The 20219-nt window shown below is 42.6% G+C and carries 19 protein-coding genes; 10 read left to right on the top strand and 9 right to left on the bottom strand.

Features of this window, described 5'->3' with window-relative positions; genetic code table 11:
- Positions 1-101: 101 nt before the first annotated feature.
- Complete coding sequence (locus NYE25_RS07445) at positions 102-566, top strand: hypothetical protein (protein WP_042188942.1); 465 nt, start codon at positions 102-104, stop codon at positions 564-566.
- On the opposite strand, the gene NYE25_RS07440 is transcribed toward NYE25_RS07445, so the two are convergent.
- The 3 genes from NYE25_RS07440 to NYE25_RS07430 all read right to left on the bottom strand — a co-directional run bounded on the left by NYE25_RS07440 (position 543) and on the right by NYE25_RS07430 (position 5787).
- Positions 543-1796: a winged helix-turn-helix domain-containing protein gene (locus NYE25_RS07440; protein WP_341145570.1), complete on the bottom strand. Its 1254-nt coding sequence runs from the start codon at positions 1794-1796 to the stop codon at positions 543-545. The two genes, NYE25_RS07445 and NYE25_RS07440, sit on opposite strands and share 24 nt — an antisense overlap.
- A 107-nt stretch (positions 1797-1903) precedes the next feature.
- Positions 1904-3991 carry an ABC transporter ATP-binding protein gene (locus NYE25_RS07435; RefSeq protein ID WP_341145569.1) on the bottom strand — a complete coding sequence of 696 codons (2088 nt, stop codon included), beginning with the start codon at positions 3989-3991 and terminating at the stop codon, positions 1904-1906.
- A 47-nt stretch (positions 3992-4038) separates the two neighbouring features.
- A complete protein-coding gene (locus NYE25_RS07430; RefSeq protein ID WP_341145568.1) occupies positions 4039-5787 on the bottom strand; it encodes an ABC transporter ATP-binding protein in 1749 nt (582 codons plus the stop codon).
- Positions 5788-6334: 547 nt separating this feature from the next.
- On the opposite strand from NYE25_RS07430, the gene NYE25_RS07425 reads away from it, so the two are divergent.
- Positions 6335-6652 carry a HesB/YadR/YfhF family protein gene (locus NYE25_RS07425; protein WP_340970406.1) on the top strand — a complete coding sequence of 106 codons (318 nt, stop codon included), beginning with the start codon at positions 6335-6337 and terminating at the stop codon, positions 6650-6652.
- A 76-nt stretch (positions 6653-6728) separates the two neighbouring features.
- Here NYE25_RS07425 and NYE25_RS07420 read toward each other — a convergent pair whose 3' ends face one another.
- Positions 6729-7244: a hypothetical protein gene (locus NYE25_RS07420; RefSeq protein WP_042128412.1), complete on the bottom strand. Its 516-nt coding sequence runs from the start codon at positions 7242-7244 to the stop codon at positions 6729-6731.
- A 124-nt stretch (positions 7245-7368) separates the two neighbouring features.
- On the opposite strand from NYE25_RS07420, the gene NYE25_RS07415 reads away from it, so the two are divergent.
- The 3 genes from NYE25_RS07415 to NYE25_RS07405 all read left to right on the top strand — a co-directional run bounded on the left by NYE25_RS07415 (position 7369) and on the right by NYE25_RS07405 (position 10700).
- On the top strand, positions 7369-9117 hold the full coding sequence (locus NYE25_RS07415) for an ABC transporter ATP-binding protein (RefSeq protein ID WP_042188932.1): 1749 nt from the start codon (positions 7369-7371) through the stop codon (positions 9115-9117).
- A gap of 133 nt (positions 9118-9250) precedes the next feature.
- Positions 9251-9769: a sigma-70 family RNA polymerase sigma factor gene (locus NYE25_RS07410; RefSeq protein WP_042194048.1), complete on the top strand. Its 519-nt coding sequence runs from the start codon at positions 9251-9253 to the stop codon at positions 9767-9769.
- A complete protein-coding gene (locus NYE25_RS07405; protein ID WP_341145567.1) occupies positions 9762-10700 on the top strand; it encodes a DUF4179 domain-containing protein in 939 nt (312 codons plus the stop codon). The genes NYE25_RS07410 and NYE25_RS07405 overlap by 8 nt, the downstream gene beginning before the upstream one ends.
- Before the next feature lie 77 nt (positions 10701-10777).
- Here NYE25_RS07405 and NYE25_RS07400 read toward each other — a convergent pair whose 3' ends face one another.
- Positions 10778-11221 carry a DUF441 domain-containing protein gene (locus NYE25_RS07400; protein ID WP_341145566.1) on the bottom strand — a complete coding sequence of 148 codons (444 nt, stop codon included), beginning with the start codon at positions 11219-11221 and terminating at the stop codon, positions 10778-10780.
- Between the two features lies 1 nt (position 11222).
- Positions 11223-12227 (bottom strand): YpdA family putative bacillithiol disulfide reductase, encoded by a 1005-nt coding sequence (locus NYE25_RS07395; protein ID WP_076298846.1) that lies wholly within the window; start codon positions 12225-12227, stop codon positions 11223-11225.
- 180 nt (positions 12228-12407) lie between these two features.
- On the opposite strand from NYE25_RS07395, the gene NYE25_RS07390 reads away from it, so the two are divergent.
- From NYE25_RS07390 to rsgA, 4 genes are all read left to right on the top strand, one after another.
- On the top strand, positions 12408-13004 hold the full coding sequence (locus NYE25_RS07390; RefSeq protein ID WP_341145565.1) for a DUF2087 domain-containing protein: 597 nt from the start codon (positions 12408-12410) through the stop codon (positions 13002-13004).
- A 121-nt stretch (positions 13005-13125) separates the two neighbouring features.
- On the top strand, positions 13126-13581 hold the full coding sequence (locus tag NYE25_RS07385) for a DUF3939 domain-containing protein (protein ID WP_076283499.1): 456 nt from the start codon (positions 13126-13128) through the stop codon (positions 13579-13581).
- A 161-nt stretch (positions 13582-13742) separates the two neighbouring features.
- Positions 13743-14414 carry an HAD family hydrolase gene (locus NYE25_RS07380; RefSeq protein WP_341145564.1) on the top strand — a complete coding sequence of 224 codons (672 nt, stop codon included), beginning with the start codon at positions 13743-13745 and terminating at the stop codon, positions 14412-14414.
- Between the two features lie 496 nt (positions 14415-14910).
- Positions 14911-16002: a ribosome small subunit-dependent GTPase A gene (gene rsgA, locus NYE25_RS07375; protein WP_341055368.1), complete on the top strand. Its 1092-nt coding sequence runs from the start codon at positions 14911-14913 to the stop codon at positions 16000-16002.
- Positions 16003-16121: 119 nt separating this feature from the next.
- On the opposite strand, the gene NYE25_RS07370 is transcribed toward rsgA, so the two are convergent.
- Together NYE25_RS07370 and NYE25_RS07365 are read right to left on the bottom strand one after the other, a co-directional pair.
- A complete protein-coding gene (locus tag NYE25_RS07370; protein WP_042188917.1) occupies positions 16122-16748 on the bottom strand; it encodes an FMN-dependent NADH-azoreductase in 627 nt (208 codons plus the stop codon).
- A 495-nt stretch (positions 16749-17243) separates the two neighbouring features.
- Positions 17244-17483, bottom strand: coding sequence for a hypothetical protein (locus NYE25_RS07365; protein WP_042128392.1), 240 nt, complete (start codon positions 17481-17483; stop codon positions 17244-17246).
- 142 nt (positions 17484-17625) lie between these two features.
- Between NYE25_RS07365 and NYE25_RS07360 the strand changes: the two genes are divergently transcribed.
- Complete coding sequence (locus tag NYE25_RS07360) at positions 17626-18294, top strand: hypothetical protein (RefSeq protein WP_341145563.1); 669 nt, start codon at positions 17626-17628, stop codon at positions 18292-18294.
- Here the strand turns inward: NYE25_RS07360 and NYE25_RS07355 are convergent.
- Positions 18281-19981, bottom strand: coding sequence for an alpha-amylase family glycosyl hydrolase (locus NYE25_RS07355; RefSeq protein WP_341145562.1), 1701 nt, complete (start codon positions 19979-19981; stop codon positions 18281-18283). The two genes, NYE25_RS07360 and NYE25_RS07355, sit on opposite strands and share 14 nt — an antisense overlap.
- Positions 19982-20219 lie beyond the last annotated feature (238 nt).

Genomic DNA, 20219 nt, shown 5'->3' with positions numbered 1-20219 from the left:
AATTAACAGTAGATATGAAGCGAACATAAACTTCTCCGAATCACCTGGATGATATCAGTTTATTATAGCTCTGGCAGGCCGAATAGAAGTGGAGGGGAAAGATGAAGCATACACAAGTACCAGAGAGTGAACAATCCAAGGAGTTATTTGCGTATTTTGGACTAGCAGTTTATTATGGTCAAGCTCTAGAACAGCAGTTGACCAATTTGTTATTGCTCACCAAATTATCACAAGGGAAGACGCCCACTGAAGCAGATCTGACTGATTTGTATCAGCGAAAACTCAGCAATTCACTCGGTCAACTCATCAAAGAAATCCAGCATCACTTTCCTTTCTCAGAGCAAGAAACCGCTCAGCTAGAAGAAGTGTGGAAGCAGCGTAACCATATCGTTCACGATTATTTCAAGGAACGGATACAAGAAACGTTCACCCCCGCTGGAAGGGCGAAAATGATTGAGGAGTTAAAACGCTTCAAAAATAAAGCAAGAAGGCTAGAGATCAAATTACAAGGCTATTGTACAGAAATGTTCACGAAACTGGGGTTAGAAGAGGAGACTTTGCACTAATAACCCTTCTAATCCGCACTCCTCTACAACCTCCGGTCTAAAATGAATCTTAGAAGCTCTAACGCAGCGTGACAGTGCAGACAGAGCTTCGCCTAATGCCGGAAGCATCTCTGGCGTTAGGTGTTCACCCGGTTCCCACCACCAATTCATAATGTTCAATGTTTGGCTCTTCTTATCCATCACCGGTTCAAATCTCGCAATAAAACGATCATTATATAATAAAGGCAGTACATAATAACCATACTCCCGTTCCAAGGCTGGTTTATAGACTTCCCAGCGGTAATGAAATCCAAATAATTGTCGGATCAGCTCTCGATCCCATATCAAGTTATCGAGTGGAGCTAAGACAGCCGCAAACGAATAACTTGAATGACTCTCAGCATCTTCAGACTCCTGCTGTATTACAGCTTCTAAAGTTAGAGCGTCCATGCTACGGATGTAGAGTGGAAGCTTAATACCCTCCACTAGAACTTCTCTGAGACTGTCCGCCATTAACAGTCTTTGAATCGCTTCAGTACGTTCCTTGCTCTTTAGACCAGAAATTCCAAGCCATCCATCGCCAGATTTATTCCATAGCAGTCCGATGCTACCTATTCTACGCAGCACATACCAATCATGAAATTGTTCATCAGTGGGGTTAGGGTCTTCAGTGTTTAAAAGATTATGAGGAAGCAGGCGTTCAGTGAAATCGTAATACCGACGGGTATGAACACGATGATGAACGACTACTTCCCCCCAAAAGTACATACTTTCCAAAGCGGCCCGGGTTAATCTAGCCGGAGCCCAAGCCCAATCCACCTTATCCTTACCATCTAGATCCAGAGAGGAGAGGGGACCGCGCTTTAATAGCTCTTCACGAACCTGTTCTACTGTAGCCATTACTGGCTCATTGGCCCGATGGTGTGTGGCTGATGCCTCTCTTCTGCGTTTAAAATAAGGCCAGTCCTCTGTACAATAAATGGACATGTTCTTGTCCCAGCCATCTATTAGAAGTCGGTCTTGATACAGTAGCTCTTGGGCTTGCTCAGGTGTGAAACCGGGAACTCGTGCTTGGAGGACAAGCTCATGGTTATGGCCTGCGATGTTAAGTGGATCATATTGGATACAGCCTACGTGACGAACGTAATCATAAATACTAAGTTTACCGGCAGGAAGAGCGCCCCTAGTTAACTTTTGGTGAGCCAGGAGAAAAAGTCGAGCTTGCTTCTTAGTTATAGTGTATGTACGCATCAAATGCCTCCTTCACCTATATGTATTATTTTTCATTTTACAGAACAAACGTTCTAATATCAAGTATAGAAAAACCCTGAATCACTGGATGTGACTCAGGGGATCGATTACATTTTCTCTAACGATGGTTGCAAGCTGCCTAACGAAGGTCGGGAGGGTGCACCATTGTTATTATCTATGCTGTTAGAACCAGCACCTACTTGTAGTTGGTACATCCGGAAGTATCTACCGCCGAGTGCCATCAGCTCATCATGGCTACCGCGCTCTACAATCTCACCATGATGCAGAACAAGAATCTGATCTGCACTGCGAATCGTGGAAAGACGGTGTGCGATGATGAATGTGGTGCGTCCTTTTTTGAGGACTTCTAATGCATCTTGAATGACGCTTTCTGTCTCCGTGTCGATATTGGAGGTAGCTTCATCAAGAATCAGAATAGCTGGGTCGAAGGAGAGCGCTCTGGCAAACGAAATCAATTGCCGCTGACCTGCAGAAAGGGTGCTCCCTTTTTCAATAACCGGTTCATCAAAACCTTGAGGAAGGTGGGCCAGCAATTTATCTGCTCCGACTTCCCGTAAAGCCCGTTCAACCCGTTCGCGTGAGATTCGTTCATCCCCCAGGCTGACATTGGAAGCAATAGTACCAGTGAAGAGGTAAGGGTCTTGAAGAACAATCCCCATGTGATTGCGTAGCCATTGCTTCGGAATATCTGTAACCTTCTGGCCATCAATCGTGATTTCACCTTTCTGTGGATCATAGAACCGGAATAATAAGTTGATGATCGAGCTTTTTCCGGAACCGGTGTGACCTACTAGAGCAACAGTTTCGCCTGGACGTGCTTCAAAGGAAATATTGCGAAGGACGAAGTCTTTTTTATAAGCAAAAGATACGTTCTTAAACTCCACTTTTCCTTTATAGCGCGGCATGGAACCATCGGTAACATTCTCCCCAGGCTCATCCATAAGAGTAAACACACGACCCGCAGACACCATAGAAGTGTCGAGGTTTGCAAGCTGATTCACCATACCTGTAATCGGTTGGAACAAACGTCCAAGCACATCGACGAAGGCGTATAGAACACCTAAAGATACAAATGTAGAACCCGTAATACTGCCATGTCCGAAATACCAAAGCACCATCACAAAAGAGAGACTGCGTAGAGAGTTCACCAGGTTGTGGGAGGTGAAGGCATTCAGATTCAGCATTTTATTCTGATATTTCAAGTAGTCATCGTTCAGATGCTCAAATTCTTCACCAAGCTGCTTCTGACGGCGGAATATACGAACAATGGACATTCCTTGAATCGATTCATTAATGATAGCGTTAATCTCACTCAGACGTGAGCGGATGATCGTATTGTATTTTGTAGCGATTTTGCGGTAGAGCACGATCCAAAGAATAAGAATCGGGATGATGAACAAGCTGATCAGACCTAGCCGAACATCGAGCAGGAACAAGGCGATGTATACACCAGTAATATTAATAATACCAGTACTGAAATTAGAGAGAACGGCAATAAATAGATCCTTAATCGCCTCGGTATCATTAGTTACACGTGACACTACCTTACCTGCTGGCAAGTTGTCAAAAAAGTAAACCGGAAGTCGCTGGATATGCGCATACACATCTGTTCGTAGTTTTCGGATTACCTGATTCGCCGAAGATTGCAGCCAATAGGTTTTACCGAATTCGGCAAAGATCGAGATGACCAGGAAGATAGCGTACAAACCGACCAGCTGATAAATACCAGGGAGCTCAGGTTTGTAAAAATCAAATAGTTCATCCGCTGAAAGTTTAACCGCAGGATAGATGACTTCATCCTGGCCGCGCGTGATATGCATTTCACCATTACTGAACTTTCTCTCACCATCGGACTGTGTTACGGCTTCATTGATAAAGTAGAAACTTCGTCCCGATTGAAGAATGCGAATTTCTTGACCCTTAGCTTCCCCGGGTTCAAACCGGTCTCCGCGTTTGTAATAAGCGTTGTTATACTGAACCGCCTCATCTGGTGATGTAGTACTAAAATAAGGCTTTTCGATGGCCAACATATGATTGTCAATCATGCTTTTGGCAATAAATGGACCTGCCAGTTCAGCCGCTACCCCGATGGAGAGGAGTAGAAGGGCTGCGATAAAGGTTTTTTTTGCGGTCAATGCGTATTCAAGCAGGCGTTTGCCTGTACTCTTTGTCAACGGTGACACCTCCTAAAAGTTTTGCTTAGTCATAGCTAGTATGTCTTTTAATCATTCGATAAATTATTCTCTACTTGCTGCCGGTCATACTGCTCGCGGTACCAGCCATTCATATCCAGCAGCTCTTGATGCGTACCACGTTCCACGATATGTCCGTTATCAAGTACGACGATCATGTCAGCATGTTGAACAGCAGAGAGGCGGTGCGTAGAAATCAATGTAGTCTTTCCCGCACGCTCTTGGCGAATATTCTCAATGATCTGAGCTTCAGTACGAGCATCAACAGCGGATAAGGCATCGTCCAGAATCAGTACATCTGGATTTGCGATAAAGGCTCTGGATAAGGATACACGTTGTTTTTGTCCACCGGATAAGGATACTCCACGTTCACCAACCAACGTATCTAAACCATCGGATAATGTTCCTAAGTCATTTTGGAAGGCGGCAGCTGTGATAGCTTTCATGATCGTATCGTCATCCGCGTTGTCTAGACCAAATTGAATATTCTGACGTACTGATTTGGAGAACAGGATCTGTTCTTGAGGAACATAACCCATCCAGCTGTGTAGCTGATCCAATGAAATCTGTTGAATCGGAATTCCAGAGATGAGAATTTCACCATTACCTGTCGGATATTCACGAAGCAGCTGTTTGAGGAGCGTTGATTTACCGCTTCCCGTACGACCGACTACACCTAGTGTTTGCCCTTGGTTTAAGGTCAGACTGACATTGCTTAGATTGTCAATCGTCGATGAGGGATAACGGAAGGTCACATCGTTAAGTTCAATCCGGGTAGGATTAGCAACTTGAACCGGATTGGCCGCACTTTGAACATCCGCTTTGGAGTTTAGCGTCTCATCAATACGTTCGAGAGAAGCGCCACCACGTTGCATGATGTTAATAAGCTCTCCAATAGCGAACATCGGCCAAACGATCATTCCGAGGTACATATTAAAGGAGACAAGATCCCCTAGGGTGATCTGATTACGGAACACAAGATAAATCCCATAGGTAAGACCGATAATGTAGCTGAGCCCTACGCAGAACCGAATCGTCGGTTCGAAGAAGGCATCGACACGGGCGACGGCCATGTTCTTGTTGTATACATCTTCTGTAATATCTGAGAATCGTTTCTCATCAAGTCTTTCTTGTACATAAGCACGGATAACCCGCACACCTGAGACAGACTCGAGAACCTGATCATTCATATCTCCGAACGCATCTTGTGCTAAGCTGTAACGATCATGGATCGCTTTACCATAAAAAATCATAGCTATTGCAATTAGTGGTAATGGTAAGACTGCTGCAAGTGTCAGCTTCCAGCTGACAAGAAAACCCATTGCGAATAGTACGACAGTGAGGTAAATTGTAGAATCCACCAGGGTGAGCATCCCGAATCCAACGGTAGCTGAGACAGCTCTGATATCATTGGTTGCCCGAGCCATCAGGTCGCCGGTTCTATTGCGTTCGAAAAACGACGGGGTCATGGTCATCAAATGATTCATAAATCTCGAGCGCAGGAGGCGCTCTACGAGGTTGGAGCCTCCGAATAATTTGTGCATCCATATGTAGGTAATCCAATAAATGACTAGCAGCAAAATGAGGATCATACCGATATACTTGGCTAACGATGCTGTAGTAATAGAACCGCGTACTATGTCGTCAATGGCATTGCCTAGCAGACGTGGGGGGAGTAATTCAAGAACACCTACACCAATAAGTAAGATAAGGCCAATCAGGTAACGCCTTTTTTCTCGGCGAAAGAACCAGCCGAGATTACGGAGAACGGAGAACAAGTAAATCCCTTCCTTTCGAGTTAAAGTACTAGCTGTGATGTTGGAAAAAAGCGCAAGTGGTTATCTCGACAGCCAAGAAAAAACGACGTTGTCGTCCTTCAAAGATGACAACCGACAAAAAAAGGCATATCATCCGAAAACGGACGATATGCCTGTAATTTACAGCTATCATGCGCACGGTGCTATACAGCACCAGGCATGTGAGAGACCTTCAAGAACTAAAGTTATACGATCAATTACACTCGCAGGGAACTTCAGGATGGTTTCACCACTTGGGCTGCTTCGGTATTCGGTTGATTGGAAATTCCAACAATAGTTATTTGATATGGCTGTAACTTCGTAAACACCGCGCTCACCCCTTTCATTGATTTAATAATAACTTTTGGTAATAACTAGTAGACCGTTAGTTATGTTCAGAGTTTATCACTCGGTTCGCAAAGTTGTCAAATTAATTTTTGAGGAGCTTGGGAAAACATTAATTGTATAAAGGTGTTTGAATATCGATTCATTTTCAGTATGATTAGACTATACAAAGGAGCTGAGAGAGATGAACATGGAAATTAGTCAAGCAGCGGCAGCTTGGTTTAAAAGAGAACTGGATCTTAAAAATGGAGACTATATTCGTTTATTTCCCCGCTATAGCTCGGGAGGTGGACTTCACCCTGGTTTCTCACTGGGTATCGGGACGGAGGCACCAGGACGTCCGGCAATACAAGTTGAACAAGACGGTATTGTGTTCTACATGGAAGAGCAGGACTTATGGTATATGGAAGGTTACGGCTTAACTATTGTGTATTCTGAGGCAGACGATGACATTGAATATATGTATGAAGCCAAATCGGTGCCTGGCGGAGTACAGGTTTAAATGTCTTAATTTTGTTTTTTTTACTAATGTGAAAAGCCCTTGCCAAAAGGCAGGGCTTTTTCTAGTGTTGATATAATCAGTGCGAATTGCGAAACGTTTCTTCCTCCATAGCAAAATCGAAATCGTCAATGTCGTATACTTGAACAGGGACTCCACCTTCAATAATGCGTTGAATCAGCTCGAATTGATCTGTAAGAATAGGCACCTTCTCACGTTGTGAGGACAATAGAAGCTCCGTTTCGATAGGATCGAACGTTTCGCCGTAGACAGCGGTATCCATGCTGTTAATGATGGTAATCTTTGATTGTCCGCCTAGTAGAATACCAGAGCTTTTTGCCCAAGGAACAGCCAGACAGCGGTTGATTTTTTTAGCATTAAGTGGCTCTTCAAAATAGGCAATGAGCTCACCAATCTTGAGTTTGACATGCTTGTCATCATCTGGACGGTTCATTAACGGATCATCACTGTCCCGCAGTTCGTATAATTCCATCACGGTCGTATAAGGCACTATATATTCTACAGGGCTGCTCGATATGAGAAGCTGGCCGTAAATCGCCATCATGACGGCTTCCGTCACAAATTGTCTAGACATCTTTATCCTCCTGAAGTTCGGGTACTGCTATCGTACTTATGGACTTAAAAATATAAAAACACTGTAGAGCGCAAAAGTCAACTGTACTTAGCAACTCAGTAAAGAGAAAGGACAGAATATCCCTGTGAAGCAATGGAAATCATATTTTACTTTTGTACGGCCTTACATGAAATGGATTGTGTTTACGCTCTTTATAGGTATGATCAAGTTCAGCATCCCGTTGACACTGCCTATGATTCTGAAATACGTAGTCGATGATCTGCTGATGAACCCTGCCATGAGTGCCCAGGAGCGGGTATCGCAATTGATGCTCATCCTCGGAGGCGCTTTTGTTTTATTCGTAATTGTAAGGGGACCGGTGGAGTATTACCGCCAGTATTTTGCCCAGCTGATCACAAGTAAGATATTGTTCGATATGCGGAATAAGCTATACAGTCACTTACAGCGGTTGTCGCTGCGGTATTATCAGAATACAAAAGTGGGCGAAGCGATTTCGAGATTTATAAATGATGTGGAACAGACCAAAAATTTAGTAGAAGTCGGAATGATGAATGTATGGCTGGATTTATTTACGCTAGTGTTTGCGCTTGGTTTTATGTTTTATTTGAATCCAGTGCTGGCGCTAGTATCTATCGCTGTACTTCCGTTTTACGCCTTTGCGGTAAGTAAACTATATAAACGACTTAAGGTATTAACGAAAGACCGTTCACAGGCTCTGGCTGGCATTCAAGGCTATCTTCATGAACGGATTCAAGGCATTTCGATCATCCGCAGCTTCACCATGGAAAAAGTGGATCAGAAGCAGTTCGAAGATATCAACGGTAACTTTCTTAAAAAAGCGATGGCTCAAACCCGTTGGAATGCGATTACCTTCGCGATTATTAACACATTAACGGATATTGCACCACTGCTAGTCATCGGATACGGTGGTTATCAAGTGATTCATGGCAATTTGACTGTGGGAACCTTTGTTGCTTTCTTCGGCTATTTGGACCGGATGTATGCGCCGCTGCGTCGATTGATTAATTCCTCGACAGTGCTCACGCAAGCCTCGGCTTCCCTTGAACGGGTGCTTGAGCTGCTGGACGAGCCTTATGATATCGTGGATAAACCGGGAGCAAGACCTCTGACGAATGCACGTGGTGAAATTGATTTTCATAATGTTTGGTTCAAATACAACGAAGAGAATGATTGGGTACTGAAGGATATTAATTTAAGTATCAAACCTGGTCAGACGGTCGCTTTTGTTGGAATGAGTGGTGGCGGGAAGTCCTCTCTCATAAGCTTGATCCCGCGATTCTATGACATAAGCAAAGGTAGCCTCCAGATGGATGGTCAGGATATACAGGGTTTGACGCAGGAGAGTTTGCGAAGAGCCGTTGGGATGGTGCTTCAAGATAATTTCTTATTTAGTGGGTCTGTACGAGATAATATCTTGTTCGGCAATCCTAATGCTACAGAGGAGCAAGTCCTCTCGGCGGCGAGAGCTGCCAATGCGCATGATTTTATTGAGCAGCTGCCGCTAGGCTATGATACAGAAGTGGGAGAACGTGGAGTGAAGCTGTCCGGTGGGCAAAAGCAACGGGTAGCCATAGCAAGAGTGTTTCTTAAAGACCCAAAGGTTCTTATACTAGACGAAGCTACGTCAGCACTGGATCTGGAATCAGAGCATTTAATTCAACAAGCGCTGCAATCCCTCTCGTCGGAACGAACTACACTAATTGTTGCACATAGACTGTCTACCATTACACATGCTGATCAGATCGTGGTGCTTGAGAACGGTGAAATCACAGAACGTGGTACACATGAGGAACTAATGGGACTGGACGGAAGTTATGCGAGATTGTTTAACGTTCAGCATTTGGATACATGATAAGATCTAACATTATAATAAATTACTTAGGTGGTCTTCTCGGGAGAGAGGGCCATTTTTTTAAATCCATTTGAGTCTTTTTGAATATCACGTGCGTCTAAAAAATATAAGCAACATGAAAGGTAGTGAGAACTTGAATACAACAGAGCTGGAGGAAAAGGCGATAGCGGGTGATGAAGACAGCTTTACTGCATTGATAGACGGGATGCAAGAGCGTCTTTACCGTATGGCGTACTCCTATGTGAGGAATAAGGATGATGCGCTGGAGATAGTACAGGAGACCGTCTATAAAGCGTTCATCTCAATTCATAAGCTGCAGCAACCTCAATATTTTAAAACCTGGCTCACAAAAATAGCCGTCAATTGTGCCTTGGACTTTATCCGAAAATCTAAAAAAATCGTGTATATGGAGAAAGATCCCGAAGGCAGCTACGCTTCAGAACCCATAGAGGATGTCATTGATCTTCAGGAGGCGCTAAGAGTCCTTGATAAAAGATCAAGAATGATCATTGTGATGAGGTATTTTGAAGACTTGCCCATAAAGGAAATTGCCGGGGTATTGGACATGCCAGAGAGTACAGTGAAAACCGTCATCTATCGGGGATTAGGGAAATTAAAAATTAATATGAAGGGGAGTGAGTACTTTGGATAATCAACTTGAACGTTTACAGAAAGCATACAACGATATTGAAATCCCCGAAGAACTATCACAAGCTTCTCGAAAAGGTATTGAAAGAGGAAAACGCTATAAACAACAAAAAAGAGGAATAAAAATGAGCGGATTAAAATGGACAGGATCAGTTGCAGCAGCAGTTATCATTTCTTTTACAGTGGGTGTAAATACGGTACCCGCCTTCGCGGATAGTATGAATCAAGTGCCCGTTCTAGGTAAGCTGGTAAGTGTATTGAAATTTACGGATGGAAGTGCAGGCGGCGGCACGATTCAGGATGGAGTAGATGTCAATTTCATTTCGTTGAAACATCAGAAGAATAGTGATCAAATGATTTTAAATTTTGCAAACTCGGACAATACACAAGACCTTGCAAGCTCTTATAACGTAAAATTCACTGACAATCCTTATACAATGACCGTAACCGTGAGTGGGGCAAGGAACTTCTCAGCTGTTAAAGATCTTGAGACATTAAAAGAAAGCAAGTATGTTCAAGATGCTTATCCTTTAATTACATTGGATGACTCGATGATACGTTTCAATGTAACCTTCAAAGAGCCAGTTGCTTATGAGGTGAAGGAATATAAGGAGCCGGCACAGGTGGCGATTACATTGAAGGATAAGAAGGGTGACGTGGAGGAAGGAACTTCTATCTATTCACTTAGAACAATCTCAGAGCCTTCCGGCGAGAGTCAAGGCATGGCTGAAGAGATGTTATTCGGGTTAGAGAACGTGCGCGTATTAAAGGATCAGAAGGGATTATTCCTAGTGGAAGCTGGGTATTTCAATACAGAAGCAGAAGCTTTGGCCCAACTGAAAAAAATTCAAACAGAGCATGGGGTTGGTGATCTATTGTTTGTAGAAAAACGATCGTCTCAGGAAATTCCACAATCCATTTCTCAGGCTGAATAAAAATAAAATAGAGCAGCGATTCTCTCGATAGTGGAGAATTGCTGCTCTATTTTTGTGTTGAATGGTTGCACCACCGTTTACATTTTGCCAATCAAGAGCGACAAAATACCGGCTGCGATAAGCGGTCCTACAGGGACACCCTTGAACAATGCAACGCCAACCACTGTTCCGATCAGGAGACCCGCAACAACTGTGGGCTGGTTGGTCATAAGGATGGCTCCGCGCCCACCAAGATAAGCGACGAGAATGCCGATCGCAATCGCAAGAAGAGACTTCCAGTGGAGGAAGGACTGACCGACCATCTGCAGCGATATTTTTCCGCTGGCCAAAGGCGTCATGACCCCGATCGTAAGAATAATAATCCCGATGGTTAAACCATATTTCTCAAGCCAAGGGAAGGTCTGCTGCAGGCCAAGAACTCTTAGCAGTAGTAGGACGACCATTGCTATTGTTACAGGGGAATTACTGCTTATAATACCGAGCGCAGCAAGACCAAGCAAAAGCAAAGAGGTCATGTCCATCTTAAACGTTCAACTCCTTATTGTGAGAACTGCGCTTCGCAAGAATGTGATCTGCGATAAGTTTACCATGCCCACGTCCTGTCTCAATAAATACTTCATTCGCATTGCGGCCTGAAGCGATTACTCCAGCAACATAAAGACCTGGAACATTACTTTCCATAGTTAAAGGATTAAAAGCTGGCTTATCCATATCGTCATCCATAACTACGCCGGCAGAAGTGAGAAGCACCCGGCTAGGCCGGAAGCCAGTCAAAGCAAGGACGAAATCATTATCTATGGATTTTTTGTCTCCATTATGACTCGTAACTATAACCGAACTAGCCGTAATTTCAGTTACACGTGATTCCAGATGTAGAGTGATTTTACCCTTTTGTACCATCCCTTCAAAGATTGGCCGAACCCAAGGCTTAATATTCGAGGAAATGCTCTCACCACGATAGACCATATCTACTGTAGCTCCAACGCGCATAAGCTCCAGTGCTGCATCTACCGCTGAATTACTGCCACCAATGACAGTAACTTTCATCCCTGTATATGGATGGGCTTCACCGAAATAGTGGGTAACTTTAGGAAGTTCTTCCCCTGGAATGCCGATCATATTCGGTTGATCAAAATAACCTGTAGCGATAACGACATTTGCAGTGATACGTGTGTGATGCTCACCACGCATATTGGACGTATGTACAGCATAGGTTCCATCTTCCAGAGGCTCAATGGATAACGCTTCTTCGTAAGCGGCGATATCTAGACCATACTGCTTCGCAGCCCGGCGGTAATAGACAAGAGCTTCATGGCGGTATGGTTTATCATTGGTCGAGGTGAAAGGAACGTCTCCGATTTCTAATAACTCAGCGGTACTGAAGAATTGCATATTTGTTGGATACAAATAAATGGAGTGTACGATAAAGCTTTTTTCGATAATGAGACTGGACAGTCCTTGGCGCTGGCATTCGATAGCTGCCGAGAGGCCGCAAGGACCTGCACCGATAATAATTACATCTTTCATACAGTGGGTTACCTCCTGATTGTTACTATCTTTTCTTTAAATCCTACCCTAAATTCATTCATTTTGCCATAAGCATAAGATTAAACACAATAACCATTGCAAGCATAATGTTGATTGTTATATAATTAGATATATATCTAATATGTATCTAGCTTAAGAAGGTGAAGGAGTGTGATTCCAATGCAATTAGAAAAAATAGTGAACTATCATAAAGCTTTGGCTGACCCAACACGTCTTCGTTTATTGTTGCTTCTGTCACAAGGAGAAATGCACGGACAAGCGCTGGCTGAGAAATTGAATTTATCACAACCAACGGTAACTCATCATGCAGCGAAATTGCGTGAAGCAGCTCTAATAAAGGAACGACGTGACAAAAATACAGTTTATTTTAAGTTGAATCCAGAATTCATTAGTAGTGGGGCTGAGGCTTCACTTCAGTTTATTTTTTCGAAAGGAGCGAGAAATATGGAAGAGAAATCACCTGAAAATAGTCTAAAGGAGTCTGTGCTGCGTAACTTTTTTTCGAAGGATGGGCGGCTTCGGCAAATCCCGGCACAATATAAGAAGAAACTGATCGCACTTCAGTACATGGTTGAGAAGCTAGAGCCAGGGGTAGTTTATAGTGAGAAGGAAATTAACGAGTTTATTAAGCAGTTCCATGAAGATTTTGCTACCATTCGGCGTGAATTTATTATGCATCAGTTTATGTATCGTGAGAATGATAAATATGAACTTAATCCCCAAGAAATTTGGACACGTTGGGAAGATGTCGAATAATGATCATAAAGTTGTTAACAATTTGTGTCTATTGGAAATATGCTGATTAAGAGGGAGGAATTCGAATATAATAGAATTGTAAGCGTTAACAAAGATAGTTTTTCGAAAGGAGACTTGTCTTATGTTTTTTAAACGCACAAAAAAACAACCCCAATCCGATCATATTACCGTTACCTTAACCCAAGTCAAGCAGGCGATCAGACAGTTTGAAGAAGATATGCCTGCGCTCATTAATAGAACAGCTTTAATCCTTGACGACAAAAGAATAGATTTGAGCAGACTAAAACGGTATTTAGGAGGAATTCCAGAGCAGAATTTCTATATGTCACGCGAGACCTATGAAGTTTTCGAGGAACAAGATAAGCTTGTTCCGTATTACCTTGATATGGTTCAGTCCGCTGTAGACAATTACATCAGTGATACAGGTCAGCTGCCACTTGTTGAAGATGCATGGTTACCTGAGGTCCATTATCGTTTGCTAGCCACAGAAAGTTATCTCAAAGAAACCCCTCCTTTCCCACTGTATATCACAGAAGAGGAAATGATGCTGACACATCGTGCGGAGCATTTTGAGTAAATGAATAAATCAAATATAAAGCCTATAAAGACTGTTCTGTAGAAGGGGAGACAGCTGTTCCTTTTTTACAGAATGGTCTTTTCATTGTCTCCAAAGGCATAGTACAATAGATTTCTGTAAGTTAAATTTTATAATCAACAGCATATAAGGGGAATCGCTTGATGAAAGAAGTACAAGCTATATTATTTGATTTGGATAATACTTTAATGGATCGTGACCATACATTTCGCAGTTTTAGTACTCAGTTTGTTCAGGATTTTCTAGGACATTTGGAAGCTGAAGAAGCGCAGGAAGTAATAGAAGATATGATTCACAGAGATGCTGATGGTTACCGTGATAAGGACGGATTCTTCGTAGAGCTAAGCGAGGTACTGCCTTGGGAAACACCAGTTACGGCTGAACATATTCGTGCGTATTATGATGCAAGCTATATCAATCATGGTGCTACGATGAAGGATGCTGTGGACGTTCTAAAGTACTGCAAAGAGCGCGGTTATATACTTGGTCTGGTTACCAACGGCAAAGTAGATATCCAGAACACCAAAATTGATACCCTTGCCCTGCGAGCGTACTTCAAGGCTATTGTCATTTCTGGAGAAGTAGAAATCGCTAAGCCCGATCCTAAGATTTATCAACTTGCATTAGACAGATTGGGAGTTACTGCGGATCAGACATTGTTTATTGGAGATCACCCCGTGAATGATATCTGGGGTGCAGGGAAAGCAGGGCTACAAGGCATTTGGCTGCAAAGAAAACATACTTGGGACGATCAATTGGACATACAACCTTGGAAGATAATATACGAGTTGAATGAGCTTAAGTCCATTTTGTAATTTTATCAAAATTTATAGTTGACATTATACGGCAGCGCCGTTTATGATAACAGCATCTTATTTCGGAAGGAGACGATGTTTTATGACAGTTTTAAATGTAATGAACTCAACTGTTGTGGATACGTGTCTTCCGGGAACAGCGGCTGCCGAATAAGTTATTCGTGCAGTTTAGCAGGTAAGCTCTATTACGCTTATTAGAGCCGCGGGAACCGTATTGGGTCCGGCGGCTTTTTTGCGTATATAGAATCGATAGGAATTGTAGTTAATTGTCTATTTCTCTATATATCGCACGGGAAAATGAACTTATCCTTGTCTTTAGGATGAGACATTTTCCTGATTATGTGTACACTTTTTGTCCTTTTCGTTCTAGAAGAGTTCATGAAGTGTGACCGCCGCCGGAGTCTTAAATTCCGACGGCTTTTTGTGTTCTCGGAAAATGCTAGCAGTACATGGTAAATAAAAACAAAAACTTAAACAGATCTTTAGGAGGATTCAAATGACTAACATACAGCAATATGGTTGGAATGAAAATTGGAGTTCAAAATGGGATGAAAAGTGGAAGGAGACGGAGGATAAACGGCTTGTTCCCGGAAGAATTGTAGGCGATTTTGGCAGTAAGTATAGGGTGATGACTGATTTGGGAGAGACATGGGGGGAGCTATCAGGCAAGTTGAGACATACGTTTGTCGCTTCAGGTGATTTTCCAGCGATCGGCGACTGGGTGGCTCTTTCAATGCAGGATGGCGGCGAGCATGCGATTTTACATGGGATATTGCCTCGGCATAGTGTTATCTCACGCAAGGTGGCTGGTAACACACAAGAGGAGCAGATTGTTGCCTCGAATGTAGACACTTTATTTCTGGTCAGTGCTTTGAATGATGACTTTAATGTTCGGCGGATGGAGAGATACTTAATCATGGCTTGGAACAGCGGGGCCAATCCAGTCATTCTGCTGACCAAAGCAGATCTTTGCCTAGATGCAGAGAGTAAAATTGCCGAAATGGAAAGCGCCGCACCAGGTGTGCCAGTTCATGCGGTTAGTGCACTGCAAGATAATGGCCGTGAGAAGCTGCTGCCTTACATTGGGAGTGGACAGACAGTAGCTCTAACGGGCTCATCAGGCTGTGGCAAATCTACGATGGTCAACTGGTTATGTGGAAAAAATCTTCAGCTTACACAGGATGTAAGAGAAGGCGATAGCCGTGGACGCCATACTACTACCCACCGTGAACTGTTTATTATGCCGGACGGAGGAATCATAGTAGACACACCAGGGATGCGTGAGCTGCAGCTGTGGGAAGATGAGGGTGGATTAGATCTGGCGTTCAGTGATATTAGCAGCTTAGCTGCTGCATGTCGGTTTAGTAACTGTAAACATGAACGTGAGGAGGGCTGTGCGGTACTTGAAGCGGTTCATAACGGTGAGCTCGAAGAGAAGAGACTGCTGAACTACCGAAAGACACAGCGGGAGCTGCTGTACCAAAGCACCAAAGAGGTGAAGCTCAAGAGAAAAACCACAGCTTCTTCTAAAGTTCATTCGACAAGGACTAGAGGGTACGGTTGGCGTAAAGAACTTGATGAGTATTAGAAGAACTTTATAGACAGCGACGGAGCCAAGAGTAGTGTTCCAATAGGCTAGATAGTCAAAAAAAGGGTGACCCTGAGCTCAGGGTCACCCTTTTTTATTAAATTCTCTTATAGCTTCTATTAGAACGATGCTGCAGTTTCCTTAGCCAATTGTAATCCGTTCTCAATGATTTCAGCGGATTGTGCAGGAAGTTGGTTGTGACCTTCGATGATTACTTGAGTAATATCTTTGATACCCCAAAGGTTAAGGTTACCAACGATGAAGTTTACAGCCATTTCAGCACTTGCTGCAGGACCTTCGGAATAAATGCCACCTCTAGCGTTCAGTACGATTGCTTTTTTACCTGTCAAAAGACCAACTGGACCTTCAGCAGTGTAAGAGAATGTTTTGCCAGCTTGGCAAAGGTAATCGACATAAGTATGCAATACAGCTGGTACAGTCATGTTCCACAGTGGGAAACCAAATACTACTTTATCAGCAGCGATAAACTGTTCCAGATATTTATTAACTACAGCAGCACCTGCTGCTTCTTCAGCTGTTAGTTCGTAACCTTGAGCAGCTTTGTACATACCAGTGATCAGGGTATTGTCGTAGTAAGGAAGTTGCTCTGCGAACAAATCAAGTTCAGTGATTTCATCTTCTGGATTGTTGAGTTTGTAGTTCTCCAAAAATTCATTGTAAAGCTTAACACTTACGGATTGTTCTGCTGGACGGTTGTTTGCTTTGATAAATAAAACATTAGACATTATGATTGCTCCCTTGGATGTGTGTATTTAATATTAACTATAAATAATATAGCATGTATTATTTTGTTTGTAAATTATTTTTTTGTAATTGTTTTTTGGGGAAATGAGTATTTTATAAAGGAACAAGAGTTTGAAAAATAGAAATCCCGGTTAATAAACTTACAAGGAAACAGGAAAATATTCCCTATATCCATAAGGATCTGAATGAATTAAAAGGAGCGATGGACATGTCCATTGATCGGTTTATCATTAAGAAATTGGATAGCTGTCACGAAGAGCATACACGCCAAAATTTAGTGAGACTCTTTAAACTTCGAATACAGAAAGCTGAAAAAGCAGAGAATAAGAACTATAAGATTAGCTGAAATTGCCCCATACTCGTGTAATCATTCATTACTAAAGCTGCAAAACTTAAAAACAGCAAGTCTCTTTCAGAGACTTGCTGTTTTGTCTGCGAAAGGATAAAAGAAACTTCACAAAAAAACTACCCCTCTATTAATAGAGGGATAGCGCCAATGAATCATTCTCACTATAACTGTGCAATATAGCCTCAGAGCCTTTAATTTCGATACTAATTAATGAATTCAGGCATTTCTGGATAGCATTCTTGCCCTTTTGAATTTTGAGCTCCAACGTACTGTTAAGTAATCTAAGTACTTTTTGAGTGGGCTGTTTATTTTCTGTTGTGAAATACACAGGTACAAGTTTGTTCTGAAATGTGATGAGCATTCTCATTTTGAAGACACCTCGCTAAAAGTATTTCATGTTAATGATAATACCCTTTGTTTCTTAATTTTACCTTAAAATTAGCTTATGATAACATAAAGATTGTTAGATTAATATACATATATATGAAATACAGGAAGGATACAATGATGTGAATGACAATGGATTGGCCGATTTAACGCATTTTTTATTTCCAGATGAAGTAATGGGGCAAGCAGTTCTGGATCAGTTACATACAGGTTTAAACGCAGAACGGATCTGTAGATTGAAATATAAAGAGAAGGAGGAAATGAAGGATCTGTGTCTGCAAATACATAAAGACCGGATACTAGTAATCTGCAATAGTAACCCGGAAACCCTGCCCTATGAATTAAAGGATGAAAGTGAAACGGAGAGCTTTTGTCTTCAGCTGTTTGAATGTGAGAACATGAAGGAGCTCTTTAATCACGGGATTCCGGCATTACTAATGTCAAAAAGAAAATTTGAGGAGCTGAAAAAAAGCTCATGCTCATCCACGCTGCAAATGCTCTCAGATTGTTTAGCAGCAGAGACAGGGGATGATGTACATTCCATCCAACTAGCACGGGTAATGAAGTGCTTCATGGCGGAAGGAGAAATACGACTCTGCACGTCCAGTGACAGTGGATGGAGCTTCCAGAAAGCACGCTTCTTAGGCGATCATTCCAGTGGCTGGTTGTTACGAATGAGCAGTGATCCATCCAAAGACTGGCTTATAGCCCTCCCGATTACAAAAGCTCAATTATGTGGGTCAGTAACAAAGTGGGTGTTACATTCTTCCGCATTTCTCACTCCACAATAGCAGTTGAATAAGGAGGGAGGGTAAGTTGATCTGAATTCAAGATCGATTTGACAGCAATCGTCTTTAGGATCTTGGAGTAAGAGAAACCCTCGACATTGGGTTGTAGTACAATAGTTTGTTCTTCTCCAGTAAGGTTATGAACGACGAGCACCTGATCCTGTGTTGTTAGTCGTTCGTAAGCCATAACCCCGGGATTGCCAGAAGCATAGTCACGGATTCCGCCATCCCGGAGCGCAGGAATCTCATTTCTTAGCGCAATAAGCTCGCGATATCTTTCTAGCATTGAACCACTGTCATTCAGCTGGCTCTCAACATCAACGTTTATCGCACCCGCATTATTACGTCCGGCCTCCCAAGTAGTCTGCCCCTCTCCTTGATCAGCTGCACTCCATCTCATTGGCTCTCGAAGTCCTTCATCTGGCTTCACACCGCGCATTCCAATTTCTTCACCATAATAGATAAAAGGATTCCCAGGCAAAGTTAATAGTAGGGCTGCTGCCATTTTTGCATGATTCGGGTTATTGTCTAATTGACTCATAACTCTGTTTTGATCATGATTCGTCAAGAAAGTAGCATCGGTAAATTGGTTATCGGATATTTTGGAATACAATTTATAGGTTCGTTCCAGCGTAAAGGCCGTTCCGCTGTCTTTTTCAGTTTTTACAGAGTTCACCAGTGTTTCTGCTAAGCCAAAGTTAAAGCTTGAGTTAAAAGCTTGATCTAAATAAGCTCCGACAGTGACAGCAGAATTCTCCCAGACCTCGCCAACTATAAATGCCTCTGGATTTACTTCATTCATAGCCTTGCGGAACTCCTGCCACCAGGATACATTTTTAGCGGTAGTAGCTTCACTTTTATCACTCAAAAGATCTTCGTAGATATGCTTCGCAGCATCTAGTCGGAAGCCATCCACACCTTGCTCCAGCCAAAACTTTCCGATGTCCTTCATTTCAGTACGAACTTCTGCATTATCGAAATTCAGATCAGGCATGCCTTCCCAAAATCCGCCCAGATAATGACTACCAAGGATAGAATGCCACGCACTGCCACCGCCAGCAGCGCTGGCTCCATTTGCGGGACGACCTTGATCTTCAGCCCAGACGTACCAATCGCGATATTTGCTGTCACTGTTTTTAGCCGAGTCTACGAACCATGGGTGTTCTTTGGAGGTATGATTCACAACCAAATCCATAATTATTTTTATTCCTCGTTTATGCGCTTCTTTAATTAGCTCCTGCATATCCTCAATCGTCCCATAATCAGGATTAATCGCACGATAATCGGTTACATCATATCCATGATAGCTTGGTGATGGGTTGATGGGCATGAGCCAAATCCCGCCAATCCCCAAATCAGTCGTGGTTTCAGGATTCCCATCATTTAAGTAATCCAGCTTTTGGGTGATTCCTTTTAGATCTCCAATTCCATCGCCGTCTGAATCATAGAAGGAACGAACAAATAATTCATAATAAACGGCAGAAGGTTGTTCATCCGTCTTATTTATCACTTTTGCAGCTTGAGGTGTAGCGGTGCTCTGAATGGAATCTGCATTAGGGGAGGGCGTGGCAATGGATGTTTTGTTGCTTTGATTACCAGAACAACCGGACAGCAGTAATGTGGTTAGACTGATGCCCACCAGAGAGCATATTGTGATTTTTTTGGTTTTGAATGTAACACCTTTATACATATGTAATAACTCCTTCTATTGCAAATTTTCTAATTCAAGAAATGGAAAGCGCTTTATTTCCTATAGTACTCGAATGCATCCCCATTGGTAAAACGTTTGCACAGATACAAAAACAGCAAATTAAACGATATTTATCGATTCCTTCAATAAAAGTCGCTAGTATCTTGGTTATTCTTGGATTTCCCAAGGTTATTGGAGGTTTTAACCTTTTCGTAGGCATCTGCATATGCTTTAAGCA

The organism is Paenibacillus sp. FSL E2-8871, assembly GCF_038000345.1.
In the GTDB taxonomy this organism is placed as follows: Bacteria; Bacillota; Bacilli; order Paenibacillales; family Paenibacillaceae; genus Paenibacillus_AQ.
The sequence above is the reverse complement of the archived record's forward strand: the minus strand, read 5'-3'. Positions and strand labels throughout refer to the sequence as shown.

Bases quoted from the DNA above. Each gene is read 5' to 3' on its own strand.
- NYE25_RS07445 (WP_042188942.1), top strand. From the start codon at position 102: ATGAAGCATACACAAGTACCAGAGAGTGAACAATCCAAGGAGTTATTT.
- NYE25_RS07440 (WP_341145570.1), bottom strand. From the start codon at position 1,796: ATGCGTACATACACTATAACTAAGAAGCAAGCTCGACTTTTTCTCCTG.
- NYE25_RS07425 (WP_340970406.1), top strand. From the start codon at position 6,335: ATGAACATGGAAATTAGTCAAGCAGCGGCAGCTTGGTTTAAAAGAGAA.
- NYE25_RS07420 (WP_042128412.1), bottom strand. From the start codon at position 7,244: ATGTCTAGACAATTTGTGACGGAAGCCGTCATGATGGCGATTTACGGC.
- NYE25_RS07400 (WP_341145566.1), bottom strand. From the start codon at position 11,221: ATGGACATGACCTCTTTGCTTTTGCTTGGTCTTGCTGCGCTCGGTATT.
- NYE25_RS07395 (WP_076298846.1), bottom strand. From the start codon at position 12,227: ATGAAAGATGTAATTATTATCGGTGCAGGTCCTTGCGGCCTCTCGGCA.
- NYE25_RS07390 (WP_341145565.1), top strand. From the start codon at position 12,408: ATGCAATTAGAAAAAATAGTGAACTATCATAAAGCTTTGGCTGACCCA.
- NYE25_RS07385 (WP_076283499.1), top strand. From the start codon at position 13,126: ATGTTTTTTAAACGCACAAAAAAACAACCCCAATCCGATCATATTACC.
- NYE25_RS07380 (WP_341145564.1), top strand. From the start codon at position 13,743: ATGAAAGAAGTACAAGCTATATTATTTGATTTGGATAATACTTTAATG.
- rsgA (WP_341055368.1), top strand. From the start codon at position 14,911: ATGACTAACATACAGCAATATGGTTGGAATGAAAATTGGAGTTCAAAA.
- NYE25_RS07370 (WP_042188917.1), bottom strand. From the start codon at position 16,748: ATGTCTAATGTTTTATTTATCAAAGCAAACAACCGTCCAGCAGAACAA.
- NYE25_RS07365 (WP_042128392.1), bottom strand. From the start codon at position 17,483: ATGAGAATGCTCATCACATTTCAGAACAAACTTGTACCTGTGTATTTC.
- NYE25_RS07355 (WP_341145562.1), bottom strand. From the start codon at position 19,981: ATGTATAAAGGTGTTACATTCAAAACCAAAAAAATCACAATATGCTCT.